Source organism: Pseudoalteromonas sp. 3J6 (assembly GCF_903995135.1).
In the GTDB taxonomy this organism is placed as follows: Bacteria; Pseudomonadota; Gammaproteobacteria; order Enterobacterales; family Alteromonadaceae; genus Pseudoalteromonas.
On record NZ_LR877185.1, the window covers coordinates 1,288,470 to 1,307,999 of the forward strand.

Annotated in this window: 15 protein-coding genes; 13 read left to right on the forward strand and 2 right to left on the reverse strand. The window is 40.4% G+C overall.

Features of this window, described 5'->3' with window-relative positions; translation table 11 throughout:
• Positions 1–49 precede the first annotated feature (49 nt).
• The 3 genes from P3J6_RS05905 to P3J6_RS05915 all read left to right on the forward strand — a co-directional run bounded on the left by P3J6_RS05905 (position 50) and on the right by P3J6_RS05915 (position 4,125).
• On the forward strand, positions 50–1,417 hold the full coding sequence (locus P3J6_RS05905; RefSeq protein WP_198522454.1) for an MFS transporter: 1,368 nt from the start codon (positions 50–52) through the stop codon (positions 1,415–1,417).
• A 20-nt stretch (positions 1,418–1,437) separates the two neighbouring features.
• Positions 1,438–2,139 carry a single-stranded DNA-binding protein gene (gene ssb, locus P3J6_RS05910; protein ID WP_008467569.1) on the forward strand — a complete coding sequence of 234 codons (702 nt, stop codon included), beginning with the start codon at positions 1,438–1,440 and terminating at the stop codon, positions 2,137–2,139.
• A gap of 339 nt (positions 2,140–2,478) precedes the next feature.
• Entirely contained in the window at positions 2,479–4,125 is a 1,647-nt protein-coding gene (locus tag P3J6_RS05915; RefSeq protein ID WP_198522455.1) for an EAL domain-containing protein, read from the forward strand.
• A 4-nt stretch (positions 4,126–4,129) separates the two neighbouring features.
• On the opposite strand, the gene P3J6_RS05920 is transcribed toward P3J6_RS05915, so the two are convergent.
• Positions 4,130–5,038, reverse strand: coding sequence for a 1-aminocyclopropane-1-carboxylate deaminase/D-cysteine desulfhydrase (locus P3J6_RS05920; RefSeq protein WP_198522456.1), 909 nt, complete (start codon positions 5,036–5,038; stop codon positions 4,130–4,132).
• Positions 5,039–5,373: 335 nt separating this feature from the next.
• Between P3J6_RS05920 and P3J6_RS05925 the strand changes: the two genes are divergently transcribed.
• The 9 genes from P3J6_RS05925 to tldD all read left to right on the forward strand — a co-directional run bounded on the left by P3J6_RS05925 (position 5,374) and on the right by tldD (position 18,036).
• Positions 5,374–7,380: an SUMF1/EgtB/PvdO family nonheme iron enzyme gene (locus tag P3J6_RS05925; RefSeq protein ID WP_198522457.1), complete on the forward strand. Its 2,007-nt coding sequence runs from the start codon at positions 5,374–5,376 to the stop codon at positions 7,378–7,380.
• Positions 7,381–7,515: 135 nt separating this feature from the next.
• Positions 7,516–8,559 (forward strand): rod shape-determining protein, encoded by a 1,044-nt coding sequence (locus tag P3J6_RS05930; protein ID WP_013463921.1) that lies wholly within the window; start codon positions 7,516–7,518, stop codon positions 8,557–8,559.
• Positions 8,559–9,401: a rod shape-determining protein MreC gene (mreC, locus tag P3J6_RS05935; RefSeq protein WP_171039612.1), complete on the forward strand. Its 843-nt coding sequence runs from the start codon at positions 8,559–8,561 to the stop codon at positions 9,399–9,401. The genes P3J6_RS05930 and mreC overlap by 1 nt, the downstream gene beginning before the upstream one ends.
• Positions 9,394–9,873 carry a rod shape-determining protein MreD gene (gene mreD / locus P3J6_RS05940; RefSeq protein ID WP_138607165.1) on the forward strand — a complete coding sequence of 160 codons (480 nt, stop codon included), beginning with the start codon at positions 9,394–9,396 and terminating at the stop codon, positions 9,871–9,873. Before mreC ends, mreD begins: the two co-directional genes overlap by 8 nt.
• Positions 9,873–10,442, forward strand: a complete 570-nt coding sequence (locus P3J6_RS05945; RefSeq protein WP_198522458.1) for a Maf family protein — start codon at positions 9,873–9,875, stop codon at positions 10,440–10,442. Before mreD ends, P3J6_RS05945 begins: the two co-directional genes overlap by 1 nt.
• Position 10,443: 1 nt before the next feature.
• A complete protein-coding gene (gene rng / locus P3J6_RS05950; protein ID WP_138607161.1) occupies positions 10,444–11,916 on the forward strand; it encodes a ribonuclease G in 1,473 nt (490 codons plus the stop codon).
• Entirely contained in the window at positions 11,916–15,764 is a 3,849-nt protein-coding gene (locus tag P3J6_RS05955; RefSeq protein ID WP_198522459.1) for a YhdP family protein, read from the forward strand. The genes rng and P3J6_RS05955 overlap by 1 nt, the downstream gene beginning before the upstream one ends.
• The gene (locus P3J6_RS05960) at positions 15,761–16,600 is read left to right on the forward strand and encodes a carbon-nitrogen hydrolase family protein (RefSeq protein WP_198522460.1); all 840 of its coding nucleotides are present in this window, start codon (positions 15,761–15,763) and stop codon (positions 16,598–16,600) included. The genes P3J6_RS05955 and P3J6_RS05960 overlap by 4 nt, the downstream gene beginning before the upstream one ends.
• The gene (gene tldD, locus P3J6_RS05965; protein ID WP_138607155.1) at positions 16,597–18,036 is read left to right on the forward strand and encodes a metalloprotease TldD; all 1,440 of its coding nucleotides are present in this window, start codon (positions 16,597–16,599) and stop codon (positions 18,034–18,036) included. The genes P3J6_RS05960 and tldD overlap by 4 nt, the downstream gene beginning before the upstream one ends.
• Positions 18,037–18,112: 76 nt before the next feature.
• On the opposite strand, the gene P3J6_RS05970 is transcribed toward tldD, so the two are convergent.
• Positions 18,113–19,003, reverse strand: a complete 891-nt coding sequence (locus tag P3J6_RS05970; protein WP_178954756.1) for a LysR family transcriptional regulator — start codon at positions 19,001–19,003, stop codon at positions 18,113–18,115.
• 115 nt (positions 19,004–19,118) lie between these two features.
• Here P3J6_RS05970 and P3J6_RS05975 point away from each other — a divergent pair, with 115 nt between their 5' ends.
• Positions 19,119–19,523, forward strand: coding sequence for a lactoylglutathione lyase (locus P3J6_RS05975; RefSeq protein ID WP_138607151.1), 405 nt, complete (start codon positions 19,119–19,121; stop codon positions 19,521–19,523).
• Positions 19,524–19,530: the final 7 nt, after the last annotated feature.

The window sequence follows — 19,530 nt, forward strand, 5'->3', positions numbered from 1 at the left end:
GTGATAGAATCCTTGCCTAATTTTTTCACACAGTAAGATCACGCAAATAATGACCGCATCTTCACTTAATTCACGAGAGAAACGCGCCGCCGTATCGTTAGCGAGTGTGTTTGCATTTAGAATGCTCGGCTTGTTTATGCTGATGCCTGTTTTAGCTATTTATGGTCAATCGCTTGAAGGCTTTTCACCTTTATGGATAGGTTTTGCAATTGGTGCGTATGGTTTAACGCAGGCCGTATTACAAATACCTATGGGGCGACTGTCTGATAAAATTGGCCGTAAAAAAGTAATTGTAGGTGGTTTGCTTGTATTTGCCTTGGGTTCAGTAGTTGCGGCTTTAGCTGAGTCCATACAAATGGTAACGGTAGGGCGTGCCTTGCAAGGTATGGGCGCTATCGCCAGCGCATTGTTAGCGTTTGCATCAGACTTAAGTCGTGACGAACAGCGACCAAAAGTAATGGCAGTTATTGGCATGAGCATAGGTATGAGCTTTGCCTTCGCTATGCTACTTGGACCTATAGTGGCAGCTTCATGGGGTATAGCCGGAGTGTTTTGGTTAACTGCTATACTGGCTTTATTAGGTATTTTTATTGTCACTATGCTGGTACCCAGTGCAATAAACAAAGCCCCTAAAGGCGATACACTTGCCAGCTTTAGTGACATTAAAAAGCTAATTAAACATCCGCAGCTTGCGCGTCTAAATGCAGGTGTATTATTGCTGCATTTAACATTGACGACTATTTTTGTAGTATTTCCAAGTCAACTAATTAAAGATGGACTTGTGGCTGAAAACCATTGGCAGCTTTATATTCCTGTTTTATTTTTAGCGTTTTTCTTGATGGTGCCAGTAATGATAGTGGCAATTAAAAAAGAGAAAGAAAAACAGGCGTTTATTGGTTCAGTGATGGTCTTAATAATAAGTATGTTAAGTATGTCGATATGGGCCAATAGCGTTGTTGGCATTGCGGTTTGTATGCTGTTATATTTTGTTGCTTTTAACTTTTTAGAAGCCACTATGCCGGCTCTTGTGTCGCGTATTGCTCCAGCAAGCCAAAAGGGCTCCGCTATGGGTGGGTATTCATCTAGCCAGTTCTTAGGGGCTTTTTTAGGCGGTATGTTAGGCGGGTATGTAGCACAAACCACCAGTACGCAAGCTGTGTTTGCGGCGGCGGCACTTGTTGGGGTAATATGGCTTATTATTGCGTGGAAAATGCAAGTCCCACCGAAAAGCAAAGTTATTAGTTTAATGACCCAATTAGATTCTGAAGAGCAGGCACAAACATTAGCTTCTCAGTTAGTTGCTTTACCCGGCGTAATAGAAGCAACCGTAGTTCGCGATGAAAGTCGAAGCTACTTAAAGATTAATGATAAAGAATTTGACCTAGACCAAGCCCGAAGAGTGGCTGGTTTAATCTAACGTTTATAGGAGATGGTTCCATGGCACGCGGTGTGAACAAAGTAATTTTGGTTGGTAATTTAGGGCAAGATCCTGAAGTTCGTTACATGCCTAATGGTAATGGCGTAGCAAATATTACCTTAGCAACTTCAGACAGCTATAAAGATAAAAACACTGGCCAAATGGTTGATAAAACTGAGTGGCACCGTGTGGTATTTTTTGGCAAATTAGCTGAAATTGTAGGCGAATACTGCCGCAAGGGTTCACAAATTTACGTAGAAGGTAAACTTCAAACTCGTAAATGGACTGACCAACAAGGCCAAGAAAAGTACACTACAGAAATTGTTGTTGATGGCTTTACTGGTCAAATGCAAATGTTAGGTGCACGTGGTGGCGACCAACAAAGTGGTGGCTATCAAGGTAACCAAGGTGGTCAACAAAGTGGCGGTTATCAAGGTAACCAAGGCGGACAGCAAAGCGGTAGCTATGGTCAAAATAACCAAGGCCAAAATAGTCAGCAAGGCAGTTATGCTCCACAGCAACAATCTGCACCTGCCCAGCAGCCAGCGCCGCAACAAAACAACCAGTATCAACCACAGCAGCAAGGTGGTTTTGCACCTCAGCAAAATAATGCACCACAACAGCAAGGCGGGTTTGCTCCTAAGCCGCAAAATGCACCGCAAGGTGGCGCATCAAATCCAATGGAACCAACAATCGACTTTGATGACGATATTCCGTTCTAATTTCCAACTTTTTAGTTTAAAAAGTATTAAAAAAGAGCCCTGAGTAATCAGGGCTTTTTTTATTGATAATAATTACTATCCCTCTCGTTTATCCTCAGCTGAGTGAGTAAATACTCCTCATTAAAAAGCTGTAAATAGCTTTAAGGTTTTCAAAGCAGGGCGGCACTCCCATTTATGCGCACAAAGATGAAGCCATTACTAATTTTGTTGACCACTAAATATAATGTTTATAAACATTAAGTATTAACAATAAAACAGCTACTAAACTTTTATTATTGGCTTGTGCAATTGCAAATAGTAGACAACACTTTAATAACTTATTTAATGAGCGGGTAAGTTATGAAAGCCAGTCAGTTTCAGTTTTCCAATTACGTTAGTGCCTTATTTTACGCTCTGTGTTTTATGCTATTTATTATTTTTAATAGTGGTTTAAATTTAGTTTTACAACATCAAAATAAGCAAACAGGTATAGAGCTCGCTAAGCAACTGCAGCAGCCGTTAGCCAATGAGCAGCAACTTTTAGCTAATACACCTTTTACCCTGGCTCCAGATAAAGTTTCTGTTTATATAAAGCAGAAAAAGCACTATTTCAGCGCTAATTCAAAAGGGATTCTGTTATATTCATGGCCTACCTGGTATGCCTATAACTACCTATTTATAATAATGAATATGTTTATTTTGGCCATTATTTTTGCTGCTAGGCGCTTTATATTGTTTAAAGCGACCAAAAATAGTTCAGTGACGTTGAAGCGCAAGCAAAACGATGGTTATAAAAAGGTATGCCATACGCCTAGAATAAAGCCTACACAACCGGTATTAGAAAACGTAGTCAAGGAGCAGAAAATAATTGGCTATAATATATTTGCGCTCATTCAATGCGAATGCCATTTTGATACAAACACGGACTTACCAGCGACTCTTAAAGTATTGCTAGCAAAAGACTTTACCAATACTGCTGTAATATCCGTTAAGCAATTAACAGCGGGTAAGTTTGCTTTTACTTTCACAGGGGTTAGTGCAATTGATAAAAAAAGTTGCGCTAAATACTTACATCAATACATGCTTAATGCAGCCCATATTTTAGCCCCTAGAGTGGCTGACGAGAGTATAAAGTTAGGTTTGTGTACTTACTACTCGAATGCTGATCAGGTGATGGTGTATCAGCTTGCCAGATCGTCACTCACACTATCAATGCAAAGTAGAGTGCAGCATTATCATCAATTGGCAATCAATTGCAGCCATCTTCAAATGCTTAATAAAAACCCTGTTACGCAGCGAGTTGAAAAACAAAAATTAGCGATTTTATTTCAACCTGTATACGAGTTGGATAGCGGCGCTATTATCAAACATCATGTTTTAATTAAAAGTAGCGATAAGGCAAATAAACAATTATTTAATCAAGATTATATAAGCCAGTTTTACAATGAGGATGAGGCGTTACTACTTGACCAAGCGGTTGTTATACAAGTTAAAAAGTTGCTGCTAGTAGAAAAGTCATCGTCTGTTATTAGTATTAAATTGCATCCTAAAAACTGGTTTAATAGTGAGTTTTGGTGTTGGCTAAGTAAACATATGAGTGAGTTGAAAAGCCTTCATACGTTACAGTTTTTGATAAATGAGGCTGATTTCTTAAATAGCCAAGATCGATTGCAGGCTGCTTTTTCGACCATAACAGCGCTCAACTTTAATATCGTTATTGATGAGGTTAGAAGTAGTAAGAGCATATTTAACTTCACCCATAACAAGCAAATAGCGGGGCTTAATTTGGCCCATGAACTTGTTCATGGCATAGATCATAATTATTTACAGCAGAAATCTGTCAGGGGAATTGTGCATATTGGTAAATTATTAAGTTTGCCAGTGGTGGCCTCGAGTGTAGAAACGTATCAAGAATTGCAATTTTTAAAAGTGATAGGTGTTAGTACTGCACAAGGAGGGTATTTCTCTGGATTACTACCCGACTTCACTCAAGTTGCATTTCATTAGCTAGTTAAACAAGTCCACGATATTTTAGCCCGTCCAAACCTTGCAGCCCTCCTGTATGAACAGCAATAATTTTGCTGCCAGGGGGAAAGTAGTCGTTGTTAATGAGCTGCCAAAGTGCATACATCATTTTTCCGCTGTAAATAGGCTCTAGTGGTAACTGATATTGCTGCTGCATGTACTGGCAAAACTGCCATAGCTCAGTAGTAAAGCGACCATATCCGCCATCATGGAACTGTGTAAGTAACTGCCAATTACTTTGTGATTTTGCTTTAGGACTAAGAGCCCGTATTTCATCTCGCAGGTAGTCGGCTTGCTTTAAAACTGCAACACCTAATACAGTGCTTTTACTTGAGCTGCCCTCTATTAAGCCCGCCAAGGTTCCACCACTGCCAGTAGGACAGATTAAGTAGTCATGCTCAGGTAAACTTTGGGCAAGTTCTTTACATCCTTCTATAGCAAACTCGTTTGTGCCTCCTTCAGGTAGGATATATGCATTGGGGAATCGTGCCTGTAATGCTGTTAAATATGCTTTCTCATTTCGTTGTCGGTACTCTAATCGATTCACTACATGTAATCGCATGCCACATTGCTTTGCAAATTTTAACGTTGGATTATTGAGATCAAGTTCAGGGCCTCTAACAATTGCGTGGGTTACTAGGTTAAATTCTTTCCCCGCGGCTGCGCACGCGTGAATATGATTTGAAAAAGCCCCACCAAAAGTCAGTAATTCTGTTTTACCTTGTTGTTGCATGCGAGCTAAATTGTATTTGAGCTTACGCCATTTATTACCACTAATAACAGGGTGTAATAAATCATCACGCTTGATGTTTAACGTAATGTTTTTTTCTGCTAGCAATTTGTTATTAATTGGTTGTAAATAACTATGTTCATTAATACTGAATTGTATTGGCATTATCACTCTTTTTTATTAGTTACATGGTGAATGTGCTGTTTAATAGCGTTATTTTGACTCAAATTTTATTACTTAAGCAAATTAAAAAATATGTATGCGCCGCTAAATTGGTATCTTTTGGGCGTAAAAGGCAGATAAATCTCGGTGTTGTTAAATAAATTAGCTATTTAGTACAAATGAAACGGTTATTTACTGGCATGAAACGGGATAATAGTTGTAAACTGAGATAATAAATGAACAAAGCTTGTGTTTTGTGCTTCAAGTACATAGCATAAGGTTTTATTATAAAAAATAATAATAACCAAATAATTGCCGCTTTTTTGGGACTGGAATATATGCGAATTGCTCCTTTATCTCTATTAATTTCTGCTAGCTTTTTTGCCAGCACAGTATTTGCACAAGATACAACTACTGTAAATAGAATTGAATCAGAGATTAATACGAAACAAACAGAATACACTCGTTCAACAACGATGCTCGATAAATATTTACAAGAAGAGAATCAGCTTCAAACCCAGCTTGAACTGCTTAGAGCGCGTTCAACACAACTTGATAAAGAAAAAAATCAAGCATTGGATGCGATGAATGACATGTATCGACGCTTAATTAATAATCCATCGCTTGATATTACGCAGGCGCAATCTCGTTATCAAAAAGCCGTTGTTGACCAAGAACAAAACAAAAATGATATCTCTATGCAATTGGCGGCAATTGCATCCCATCTAAAAGATATTGAGCAAATTCGCGCTGATAAACATGCTCTTCAGAACACTATTGAAAGTTTAAAAGTGCAATACACCACTGCGCGTGTAGAGCGATTGCGCAACGAATTTACCCGTGAAGGGACACTTGAAGTCGACCACACCCTTAATTGTAAGCGTACTGAAACACTAGCGGCATGTGAGCAACGCGGACAGCAGATGGGGCTGAAAAAGGCGACTAAGCGCTTTTTAGATCAAATATTTGAAAACCTTACCGAAAAGCGTCTTGTCGAACCTAAGCGAGATATGGCAGGAGCGCAAGTACAGATTTTAAGTAGCCATGTGATTAAGAGCGCTTTTAGCGGGCAAGGTGATTACAACGTCAATTTAAGCGTTACTATGCGTGGAGATGTAAACAGTAGCCGTTTGTGTCACTTATTAAGTGTAAATAACAGTTTTTGTTCAGAGTATGGTACCCCGCTGACAAATACTTATCAGCCTGCTTATAGCACTACTTTTTCAGATAGTCAGTTAACATTCAGCGATAATGCGGATAATAAATCGGTCGCTGTTGTTGCAAAAACAGCTAACAAAAAGCCAAAAGTGGTCGCTGAGCAAAAGAAAGATCAGTTAATCCAGTTAACTTTGCGCTCAAACGTGCATGGCGATGAAGTTTTTATTAACGACATTCGTGTTGGCTCAACTCGCTTAGTAACAAGGTTACCGCGTGGTTTACACAAATTAGAAATACGCAAAGACGGTTATGTTCCTTACAAAGCACGTATTGATTTAAAGAAGACACGTACACTTTTCGCTAAGTTAGAAAAAAAGTCAGAGTCGATTGCTGCACCGACTAAAAAGCGAGAGCAAATAATACAAGCAGATTGCCCTAAAGGAATGGAAGTTGATACGCAGCCACCAACAGTGGATTCGTCAGCGGTAGTAATCCCTGTTGGCACATTTAAAATGGGCGATATTAACGGCAATGGACTGGAAAATGAGCGTCCCGTTGTTGAAAAAACGATTAGTGAAGCGTTTGTTATGCAAAGTAAAGAAGTCACTGTCGGCGCATTTGAGAAGTTTGTAAACGAAACGCAATATAAGACTGAAGCTGAAAAAGGCAAAGGGTGTGCTTATTATCTAAATGGCGAACCCGTTTGGGAAGCAAGCTTAAACTGGCGAGCTCCTGGGTTTGAGCAAACTAGTGATTTTCCAGCTGTGTGTTTGACAAAAAATGATGCTGTAGCTTACGCAGAATGGTTTTCTGATAAAACAGCGCAAACGTATCGCCTACCTACAGAGGTTGAGTGGGAATATGCAGCGCGTGCAGGTACAGATACTGAATACCCTTGGGGTAACGAAATTGGTAAAAACTTAGCAAACTGTGGTTGGTGTGGTAGCGAATGGTCAAACAAACGCACTGCACCGGTAGGGTCTTTTTCTGCAAATGCATTTGGTTTATACGACACCGTGGGCAATGTATGGGAATGGACGGGTAGCACAGAGAATAAAAAAAATGCAGTGGTTCGTGGCGGCGCATGGAATTTTGCACCTAGCCTTGCTCGTGCCTCAACGCGTTTAATCCTAGCGCCAGACTTTAGAGCTAATTACATTGGCTTTCGCTTAATGAGCGAACAATAATATTTAATGAGGAAGCAAACGCTTCCTCTTTTTAATGATTACAAAGACGGCTGCGCTTTATATTGCTCATTACATTGAGAATGTTAAAGTAAGCGCAACTAAAATAAGAACGAATTTCAAAGGTCATCCAGCCTCATGTTTAAAAAACTCCGTGGTATTTTTTCAAACGATCTATCGATCGATCTAGGTACAGCCAACACACTAATTTATGTAAAAGAAGAAGGGATCGTATTAAACGAACCTTCAGTAGTTGCTATTCGTCAAGAACGTGCTGGTGGACCTAAAAGTGTTGCATCTGTAGGTACAGAAGCTAAGCAAATGTTAGGACGTACGCCTGGTAATATTAAAGCTATTCGTCCGATGAAAGATGGTGTGATTGCTGATTTTTATGTGACCGAAAAAATGCTCCAGCATTTTATTAAGCAAGTGCACAACAATAACTTTATGCGACCAAGCCCACGTGTACTTATTTGTGTACCTTGTGGCGCTACACAGGTTGAAAAGCGTGCAATTCGCGAATCAGCGATGGGTGCAGGCGCTCGTGAAGTTTACTTAATTGAAGAGCCTATGGCTGCTGCAATTGGTGCTGGCTTACCGGTATCAGAAGCAACGGGTTCTATGGTTGTTGATATTGGTGGCGGTACAACCGAAGTGGCTATTATCTCACTCAATGGTGTTGTCTACTCGTCATCTGTACGTATTGGTGGCGACAAGTTTGATGAAGCCATTATTAATTATGTTCGTCGTAACTTTGGTAGCTTAATTGGTGAAGCCACGGCTGAGAATATTAAACATCAAATTGGCTCTGCATTTAAAACAGACGAACCAGTAGAAATCGAAGTGCGTGGTCGTAACCTTGCAGAAGGTGTTCCTCGTTCGTTTACACTTAATTCGCATGAAATTTTAGAAGCATTACAAGAGCCGCTAATGGGGATTGTAAGTGCAGTAATGGTTGCACTTGAGCAATCACCTCCTGAACTGGCATCTGATATTTCAGCACATGGCATGGTGTTAACTGGCGGTGGCGCATTACTAAAAGATTTAGATCGCCTACTCATGGAAGAAACTGGCATTCCAGTAGTTGTTGCTGATGATCCACTTACATGTGTTGCTCGTGGCGGCGGTAAAGCGCTGGAGATGATTGATGTGCACGGTGGTGACGTTTTTAGTTACGATTAATGAAATCAATGTTTGAAAAAACAATCTCTTTGCAACTGCGACTTTTTGTCGCAGTGCTTTTGAGTATCGTATTGATCCTTGGAGATAAATACACAAAGGGTGGTGAAAATATTCGCACCAGTTTGAATACCTTAGTCACCCCTCTCATTTATGTTGCCAACCTGCCTTACGAAGTATTTAGCTTTAGCGCCAAGAGTTTGCATACCCGCGAGCAGTTGCTTACTGAGAATGAAGCCCTGAAAAAAAAGCAAGTATTGCAGAGCGAACAAATCCAGCAATATGAATTCTTAGCAAAAGAAAATCAAAAACTAAGAGCATTAATGGGCTCGTCTTCAAAACATACCAATCGTAAAATTATTGCTCAAGTACTTTCTGTTCATTCAAATCCTTATAGTCATCAAGTGGTGATAAATCGAGGAACTACCGATGGTTTAAGTGAAAGCCAAGCAGTAATTGATGATATGGGACTAGTGGGGCAGTTGACTAAAGTGGGCTCAACCACGTCACGAGTGTTATTAATTACCGATACCACCCACGCCACTCCTGTGCGTATTTTGCGTAATGACGTGCGAACAGTGGTTGAAGGTATTGGTAAAATTAACGTACTGAAGCTGTCGCATGTGCCGCATAGTTTAGATGTACGTATTGGCGATGTACTTGTTACATCTGGCCTTGGTGGCACATTTCCTGAAGGCTACCCGGTTGCGGTGATCACAGAAATAACCCGTGATGAAGGTCAACCTTTTGCGCAAGTATTTGCTGAGCCGATAGCTCAATTAGACAGAATTCGACTATTAGTCGTGTTATGGCTAAATCAGCAGGAGTTGATGGGAGATGATTAACCGCCAAACGTTATTAATTGCGTTAAGTATTTTCTTTGCATTGGTAGTGGCATTGATGCCATTACCTTTTTCACTTGAACCATTCCGTCCTGACTGGGTGTTGTTGGTGCTTATGTATTGGTCTTTGGCTTTACCTCACCGCTTAAATATAGGCACAGCCTGGGTGGTTGGGTTATTGATTGATTTAGCTACTGGTTCTTCTTTAGGTGTAAACTCATTAACCTACTCGGTATGTATTTTTGTTACGGCAAGTAACTTTCAAAAAATTCGCAATTTTTCATTGTGGCAACAAAGCCTTTTAATTGGCTTATTTTTAACGCTTTATCATTTAATGCAGTTTTGGTTAAATCACTTTTTACTTGGCGTTTATTTTAGCCCACATTACTTATGGCCTGTATTAACAGGCATGTTGAGTTGGATATGGGTATTTTTATTACTTAGAAAATACCGTAGACACTTTAGGATCAGATAATGACTTGCGCAGTATATTTAGCTTCCGCGTCTCCCCGTCGTAAAGAGCTTTTAACCCAATTGGGTGTCGAATTTTCACAATTTAGTGTTGATGCTGATGAAAGCCAGCTTGTTAACGAACTCCCATATGATTATGTCGAACGCTTAGCGCGTTTAAAGGCGCAAATGGGGGTAGAGCAAGGGTATACCGACCGCCCCGTTTTAGGCAGCGATACTGTAGTCGTGATTGACAATCAATCTTTAGGTAAACCCACAGATAAACAAGACTTTACTCACACCTTAAAGCGTTTATCAGGAAATACTCATCAAGTGTTAACTGCTATCGCTTTTGCCACACCAGAAAAAGTACTTAGCTGTGTTGTCAGTACTGATGTTACTTTTAAAATACTCAATGATGCAGAAATCGACGCTTATTGGCAGACGGGTGAGCCTCAAGATAAAGCCGGTGGTTACGGTATCCAAGGGTTAGGTGGACGCTTTGTAACGCATATTTCGGGTAGCTATTTTGCCGTTGTAGGCTTACCTTTATATGAGACAGAACAATTATTAAATACATTCTTAAGAGGGTAGCATGAGTACAGAACTACTGATCAATGTCACGCCAAGTGAAAGTCGCGTTGCCCTAATAGAAAACGGTGTATTACAAGAAATTCAGCTAGAGCGTATTGGTAATTTAGGCATAGTAGGCAATATTTACTTAGGTAAAATAAGTCGCGTGCTACCGGGAATGCAAGCTGCTTTTGTTGATATAGGCTTAGAGAAAGCCGCCTTTTTACACGCCTCAGATATCGTCAATAGTGCCTCTATTGTTGAAGGTGTTGACGACGAGCCAATTAAAAAAGTCCAAGATATTCGTGAGCTTGTTCGTCAAGGGCAGTACATCATGGTGCAAGTGGTTAAAGATCCACTGGGCAGTAAAGGTGCTCGCTTAACTACTGATATTACTATACCGTCACGCTATTTAGTATTTATGCCCGATGCGACGCATGTTGGTGTGAGTCAGCGTATAGAAACGGAAGAGGAACGCGCTAGACTTAAAAAAATTGTTGCTGAATATGGCGACGAAAACGGCAGCTTTATTGTTAGAACTGCCGCTGAAGGTGCAAGTGAAGCTGAGCTTCGTCACGATGCTGCGTTTTTAAAAAAACTGTGGGATAAAATAGTTTCTAAACGCCGTAAAACCAGCAAAGCGAGTATTTTGCATGAAGATCTTACGCTAGCTTTTAGAACGTTACGTGATTACGTGGGCGAAGATATGGAGCGCATTCGTGTTGACTCTAAGCTGACCTATCAAGAGCTTAAGCTGTTTACTGAAGAGTTTGTGCCGTTATTATCGCAAGTGCTTGAGTATTATCCGGGTGAGCGCCCCATTTTCGACTTATTTGATGTAGAAAGTGAAATTCAAAAGGCATTGCATCGTAAGGTGACTTTAAAGTCTGGTGGGTACCTGATCATAGATCAAACCGAAGCAATGACCACGGTTGATGTTAATACCGGTGCATTTGTTGGTCACCGTAACCTTGAAGAAACTATTTTTAATACTAATGTTGAAGCAACCTCAGCTATTGCCCGTCAACTAAGGCTGCGTAATTTAGGCGGTATTATTATTATCGACTTTATTGATATGGTCAGCGATGAGCACAAACGCCGAGTAATGCATTCATTAGAATCTGCGCTTTCTAAAGATCGTGCCAAAGCTAATATTAATGGTTTGTCGGCATTGGGACTAGTTGAAATGACCCGCAAGCGAACTCGCGAAAGTTTAGAGCATATACTGTGTGATGTATGTCCTGCATGTTCAGGACGTGGTTCACAAAAAACGGTAGAAACTGTGTGCTATGAAATCCTTCGTGAAATAGTGCGTGTTAATCGCGCTTATGCTGCTGATAAGTTTGTAGTTTATGCATCCCCAGCAGTATGTGAAGCGCTATTAAATGACGAGTATCATAACCTTGCAGAGTTAGAGTTATTTATTGGTAAGCAAGTTAATATTCAAACAGAGAGCTTATACAGCCAAGAGCAGTTTGATGTGGTAATGATGTAATGAAGTTTAAAGCGGCCTGTTTCTTTTGTGTACGCAAATTATGGCAAATAAGTGCTGTAATTTTGGTGCTACTGGCCGTTATTGTTTCTATTTTAAAATACACCTTACCTTACGCAAATGATTATAAAGGCGACATAGAAAATTACCTTGATAGCAAGTTTGATATCAGCTTATCGATAGGCGCTATATCGGCAAGTTGGCAAGGTAATGGCCCAGCCCTAGTGCTCGAAGAATTATCATTTAAAGACAACCAAACCGCCCCTATCTCTTTAACTATTGCGAAAACCAGTTTAGAGCTAAATCTTTGGGAAAGCTTAAAGTCTCTTCAACTTAAGTCGAATTACTTTGTCATTAATGGTTTTCATACCAAGGTTAATGTCGCGAATTTATTTGTCGGCAACCAAGATGATGTGTCATTTGAACAAAAAGAATTAATAGAAGGGCTATTTTTAGGTGAAACCGGTCATTTTGCAATAGAAAACTCCAGTATCAACTTTGTATTAGAAGATAACAAAGAACGCAAGCTGTTATTAGAAAACATTGTATGGCAAAACCAAGATAAACAACATCTTGGTAGTGGCAGTCTAGCATTACCGGGTATTTCGGTGGGGAATTTTGATGCACGCATTGCCCTTAAGGGTGAAACCTTAGAGCAAATGGTGGGTGATTTGTATGTGCAGGCTAATCAGGTTGATGTGTCAAATTGGTTAGCGCAATATATTAATACTCAAAAGCAGCAACTGCATAGCGATTTAAATTTACAAGCTTGGCTTAGATTAGAGCAAGGCCTAGTGAGTGACGTAAAAGTTCAGTGGTTACCGAGCGCGGTAAATTGGCAGCTCAATGAACAAACACAAAATGTAAGCCTAAGTGAAGGGGGATTTCATTTATACCCTGAGCAAAATAGCTGGCGATTAAAAAGCACAGGCTTAGCATTTAGCACCGGTGAAACCACTTGGCCAAGCCTTGAATTTGAAGCCTTATTGGGTAAGCAAAATAAAGTATGGCTACAGCAACTTGATTTAGCGCTATTGAGTGATTTAGCTGAGTTGACTAATTTTACCGATTTAGCCCCCTTTTTAGCACGCCAACCTAGCGGACAAATAAAGACTGCGTACCTTGAGTTTGCCGATGCAAGGCAATGGCAATTATGGTTTGATGCTGACGAAATTAGCTGGCAAGAAAAAAACGCTGTACCCGCCGCTCAATCTTTAAGAGTTAATGGGCTGGTTAATCAGCAGTATGGTCGCATTGCGATTTTTAGTGAGAACAGCCATTTAATTACAGGTGCTAGTTTTAGTAATAATATTGATTATAACCAATTAAATATTGAGCTTGATTTAGCTAAGCGCTCAGGCGATTGGCATATTAGCAGTGATAACCTGTGGCTTGATAACAATGAGGTGACTTTAAGCGCACAAATGCAGCTGAGTTTGGGTGATACGCCACGCTTAGATTTATATGCTGAAGCGTTTGCACCAGATGCCAGTATTGCAGGTCACTATTTTCCTTTAACGTTAATGAGCCCTGACTTAGTTAGTTATTTAAATGGTGCAATAAAAGCAGGCGAAGTATCAAATACTCAGGTGTTATTTTCTGGTCCACTATCAGGCTTTCCATTTGACGATGGTTCAGGGCAGTTTGATGTAATAGCACAAATAGACAATGCCACCTATCAATTCGATCCCGATTGGCCAGCAGTAACTAATGCCAATGTAAAGCTGCATTTTGCTAATGAGCGAATGGACATATATAGTCAGCAAGGCCAGCTGGTAAACCTTGATATTGGCAGTAGTGTCCATGTAAGTATTGATGACTTAATGGGCGATGCGCCGTTGGTAGTTAGTATTGATAAGCAAGCAGAGCTTGAAAAAATGCACGATTTTTTTGCCGCTACGCCTTTAGCAAATCCATTAGCTGATATTTTTAATGTTGTGCAAGGACAGGGTCTTGCAAGTGCAAATATTGAATTGCTAATAGGTTCACAATTTGAGGGGGGAGCCAGTGTCAGTGGTAAGGTTAATTTACTCGACTCACCTCTCTACATTTCTGCGCCTGGTATTTCTCTTGAGCATTTAAAGGGTGAACTTAGCTTTAATAATCAACAAATAAACCTTACAAATGCAACGGCTACATGGCTTGGTATGCCACTAACTATTAACTACAATAGTGACGCAAACGCAGAGGATTATCGCGCTAATATAAATATAAATGCTCAGCTTGATGCACAAACACTCATAAACCATGGTCAAGGCATTTTAGATGGTTACTTAAGTGGGCAAAGTGATGTTGATATTGCTTTGGAGCTTAATTTTACCGAGCAAGGGTTTAACTATCGTGCCCAAGTTGAATCGCCACTTATTGGCTTAAGTAGTTCTTTACCTGGAGCATATACAAAAAACAGTGAGCAAGCTTGGCCACTGAGTGCGGTTATTCAAGGTGATGATATATCTAATTTGATCACCGCAAACGTTGATCAGCTAGTTTATTTTAATGCCATTCTAGACAATACTAAATCACAGTTTAATAACGCCCACTTTATAATTGGCAACAAAGATTTAGGGCTTAACGCGCAAGATTTAGCGGTAAGTATTAACTTAGCGCAAAGTGAGTTATTACCTTGGATTGATTTAATTGATCAAATTATTAATGCAGCTAAAGCGCAGCCAGAGAGTGAATCGCCAGGTATTATGCCGCCTTTGTATGAGGTTGTTGCGAATATTAACTCTTTTAATGTGAGTGGCATGCAGTTTAATGATTTTGATATGCGTTTATCGCCCTTAAATAATAACTTGCAATTAAAACTCAATGCCAAAGAATTGCGAGCAGAGGTGTTCATTCCCAGCGAGCAATCAAGTCAGCCGATTCGAATAAACAGCGACTATTTAAGGCTTAATTTTTTAGATACCGAACCAGAACTACCGAGCGAAAAATCATCTCCTGAACAACTTGCATGGCTTACAAATTTGCCAGCTATTGAGTTTGAGTGTGCCGATTGTAAGATTAGCGATTATCAGCTAGATAAAGTCAGCGCCTCATTGTTAGGCGATGGTAAAAAGCTACTTATTTCTGAGCTAGTGGTGGATAAAGGCGATCATATATTGCGCACTAAAGGGCAATGGCAAAATGGTTTAACGGCAATGAGCGGCGAACTTAAAAGTGATGATATTGGCGCCTTATTTAATGAATTTGATATTACCACCACTATTAAAGACTCAAACGCCAATCTAAATTATCAATTAAATTGGCAAGCGGCACCTTATAATTTAGATATTGCTAGTTTAGACGGTGAAATTAGTTGGGATTTAGGCGAAGGCCATTTAACTGAGGTGAGTGATGGAGGCGCACGGGTATTTTCATTACTGAGCCTTGATTCATTAGTGCGTAAGTTAAAGCTTGATTTTAGAGATGTATTTTCTAAAGGTTTTTTTTATAACAGTATGAAAGGCACGATGCAGATAGATAAGGGCATTGCCTATACCCAAGATACTAAAATGGATGGGGTACCTGCCGATCTCTCTATTAAAGGGTATGCAAATTTAAATACTCTCGAAATTGACTACGACTTAGCAGTAGCACCGCAAGTAACGTCGAGCATTCCGGTAATTGTGGCTTGGATGGTTAACCCAGTAACGGGGCTTGCAGCTTTAGCAATTGATAAAGTGATTCATTCTGCGCGAGTGATCTCAGAGATCAACTTTAAAGTGACGGGCAAAATGAACGATCCTCAGGTACAAGAGTTAGATCGTAAGAGCCGAGAGGTGACTTTACCGCAAGCAGCACAAAATCAGCCGCAAGCATCTTCAGAGTTAAAGCTTAAAGATGCTGAGGTGAGCGCAGCGCAATGAGTAAATCACTTATAAGTACAACACCTGCGATTATTGCATTACAAATGTGCTCAGGCTTAAATCCTGATGATAACATTGCCACCTTAAAGCAAGCCTTAGCTGAATTACCAAGCCGGCGACCTTTGTTAGTATGTTTACCAGAAGCGTTTTTAGTGTTTAGTAAACACGCTGGTGATACGTTGTTAGTGTCTCAGCGTATTGAACAATATAAACAGCAACTCAGTGAATTGTGCCGTAAACACAATATTTGGTTAAATGCTGGCACCATGCCAGAGCCCTATAACCAACATAAATATTACGCTGCCTCACACTTGTTTAATAACCAAGGCGATATTGTTGCAAGTTATAACAAAATACATTTATTTGATGTTGAGGTAGATGACCAGACCGGCAGTTACCGAGAGTCTGACTTTACTCAAGCGGGCGATGAGATTGTGGTTGTTGATTCTCCCTTTGGTAAAATTGGTTTAACAGTATGTTATGATTTGCGCTTTGCTGGTTTATTCAATGCCTTAGCTCGTAAAGGCGCAGAAATTATATTAGTACCCAGTGCGTTTACTGTTCCAACAGGTAAAGCGCATTGGCAGCCGCTACTTGCAGCACGTGCCATAGAAACTCAGTGTTATGTTATTGCTGCAGCGCAATATGGAACACATGAAAACGGTAGACAAACTTATGGCTACAGCCTGATGTTATCGCCTTGGGGTGAAACATTAAGTGAAAAACCAACAGGGCTTGGTTTTATTAGTTGCACCTTAGATTTAAACCAGTTACACAAAATTAGACGAGATATGCCGCTGCAATCTCACCAACGATTTAGAGAGCCATTATTATGAATTCGGTTGAACAGCATTTATTACACGACAGCCAGCTAAATCGAGAAGAACTCGAAAAAACATTAGCTTATATTCACCAGCACAAAGTTGATTATGCCGACCTTTATTTTCAATCGAGTCATCATGAGTCTTGGGTATTAGAAGACGGCCTTGTTAAAGAAGGGTCTTATAATGTTGAGCGTGGTGTTGGCGTACGGGCTGTTAGTGGTGAAAAAACCGGTTTTTCGTATTCAGATGCAATCAATCTTGAAGCGTTAAACAAAGCAGCCACGGCTGCACGTAGTATTGCCGATGCCGGTGAAGATAAAGCGGTTAAAGTATTTAGTGATGTGGCTGCAAAACAGCAGTTTTCACCGCATCAACCAATTTCTAGCATGAGCGATACCGATAAAGTTAATTTGTTACGTGAGCTTGAAAATTATATCCGCGAATTAGCCCCTGATGCTGAGCAAGTTATTAGCTCAATGTCTGCGGTATACGAAGAAGTATTAATTGCAGCCAGCGATGGCACTTTTGCTACCGATATTCGCCCACTGATCCGTTTAAACTGCTCTGTATTGCTAGAGAAGAATGGTCGCCGTGAACGTGGCGGTGCTGGTGGCGGCGCACGCCTAGACTATGGTTACTTTAAAGAGCTTGTTGATGGCAAGCCGCGTTGGATGGGCTTTGCAGAAGAAGCCGTTCGTCAAGCTAAGGTAAACTTAGAAGCTATTGATGCCCCAGCCGGTACTATGGAAGTAGTATTAGGTAATGGCTGGCCAGGCGTGTTGTTACACGAAGCAGTCGGTCATGGTCTAGAAGGTGACTTTAACCGTAAAGGCGCGTCTGCGTTTAGCGGTAAAGTAGGGCAAAAAGTCGCTTCAGAGCTATGTACTGTGGTTGATGATGGTACTATGGCTGATCGTCGTGGTTCACTTAATGTGGATGACGAAGGCACGCCTGCAGCCTATAACGTACTTATCGAAAACGGTATTTTAAAAGGCTATATGCAAGATAAAATGAACGCGCGTTTGATGGGGGTAAACCCAACAGGTAACGCACGTCGTGAGTCATACGCGCATTTACCAATGCCACGTATGACTAACACTTACATGTTAGGTGGCGAGCACAGCCAAGCTGATATTATCAGCACGGTTAAAAAAGGCGTGTTTGCCCCTAATTTTGGTGGCGGCCAAGTGGATATCACCTCAGGTAAGTTTGTGTTTAGTGCCTCAGAAGCTTACTTAATTGAAAATGGTAAAATTACTCAGCCAATTAAAGGGGCAACATTAATTGGTAATGGCCCTGAGGTTATGCAACAAATCTCTATGGTAGGTAATGATTTAGCGCTTGATAAAGGCGTAGGTGTTTGTGGTAAAGACGGTCAAAGTGTCCCAGTAGGTGTTGGCCAGCCAAGCCTGAAAATTGATCAGTTAACGGTAGGTGGCACTGCTTAATTTTATTACTGCCAAATACTGCAAATAAAACCTTGGAAGTGCATGCTTTCAAGGTTTTATTTTGTCGGCTGTTTATTTAAATTTGCTGCTGAAAAAAATCCATAAATGCGACAACTTGTCGTGGCTGAAATTGCCTTGATGGGTAAAGAAACTGTAAGCCAATCTGTTGTTTATCTTTATTACTAAAACCGAGAATATAGTCATCAAGTAGTGTCACTAAATGACCCTTTGTCAGATCATCGCTAATATCTACCATTGATTTTAGAGCAATCCCGGCACCATCAATTGCCCATTGTCTGATCACCGCACCATCACTGCTACTCATAGCCACAGGGACGCGAATTATTTGATCTTTAAAATGCCAATCATTCATCGATTGACCAAATCGCTCCATTACTAGGCAGCGATGATTTAATAAATCGCTTGGCTGCAAAGGTTGGCCATGTATTTTTAAATATTCAGCTGAAGCACATAACACACGTTGATTGGCCTTGATCATTCGGCTAATCAAATTGCTATCGGGTAAGTTTCCAAAGCGAATAGCAATATCAATACCTTCTTCAACTAAATTGACTAAGCCATCGGTTAAATGCAGGTGTGGTTTAACTTGTGGGTTTTGTGCTACAAATTTAGCTATTGCAGGGGCAACAAACTGTTTACCAAAGTCAGAGGGTGCGGTTATTTTGAGACTACCCGAAAGGGTGTTTTTACTAAGCTGAATACTTTGCTCTGTGGCATCAATTTCAGCAATTACTCTTAAACAGCCTTGATAAAATTGCTCTCCAGCCTCGGTCAATTTAATACTGCGAGTATTACGTATTAAGAGTCGGGTTTGATAGTGATTTTCAAGCTGGTTGATACGTGCCGTCATACTCGCAGGCGATAAACCAATTTTTCGCCCAGCTGCAGCAAGCCCGCCAGAGCGCACCACATGAACAAAAAGCTGCATATCATCAATCTTAGCCATCGTTCCTCACTCTTTATAATTCAGTATTAATGAATAGTGTTTTTGATATTAACTCAATTATCAAATTTAAGTAAATAGTTAAACTGGTTGTACTCATTATCAACAGAGAAAGTTTATGCGTTTAGATCATGTATTAATTTCTAGTTGTGATTACCAGGCGATGCGACGGTTCTTTATTAATTCAGTTGGGCTAAGTGAAGGGTATCGTCCGCCTTTTCCTTTCGAAGGAGCGTGGTTATACGGCAGCGATAACGTTGCTTTGATTCATCTGGTTAATGCCGCTGGTAATAAAGCGCAACAGGGTTACTTATCAGCATTAAACAGCAAAACCCAAGGCCGAGGAGTGGTAGATCACATTGCCATTCGTAGCATAGGTTATCAAGGATTGAAAAGTCGCTTAGCGCAAACAGGTATAAGTTATTTCGAGCGAACCGTGCCAGAGCTCCTAGAGCATCAAGTATTTATACCTGGGCCTGAAGAGATGAAAGTCGAAATGCTATTTAGCAGTGATGAAATTTAATTTAAAT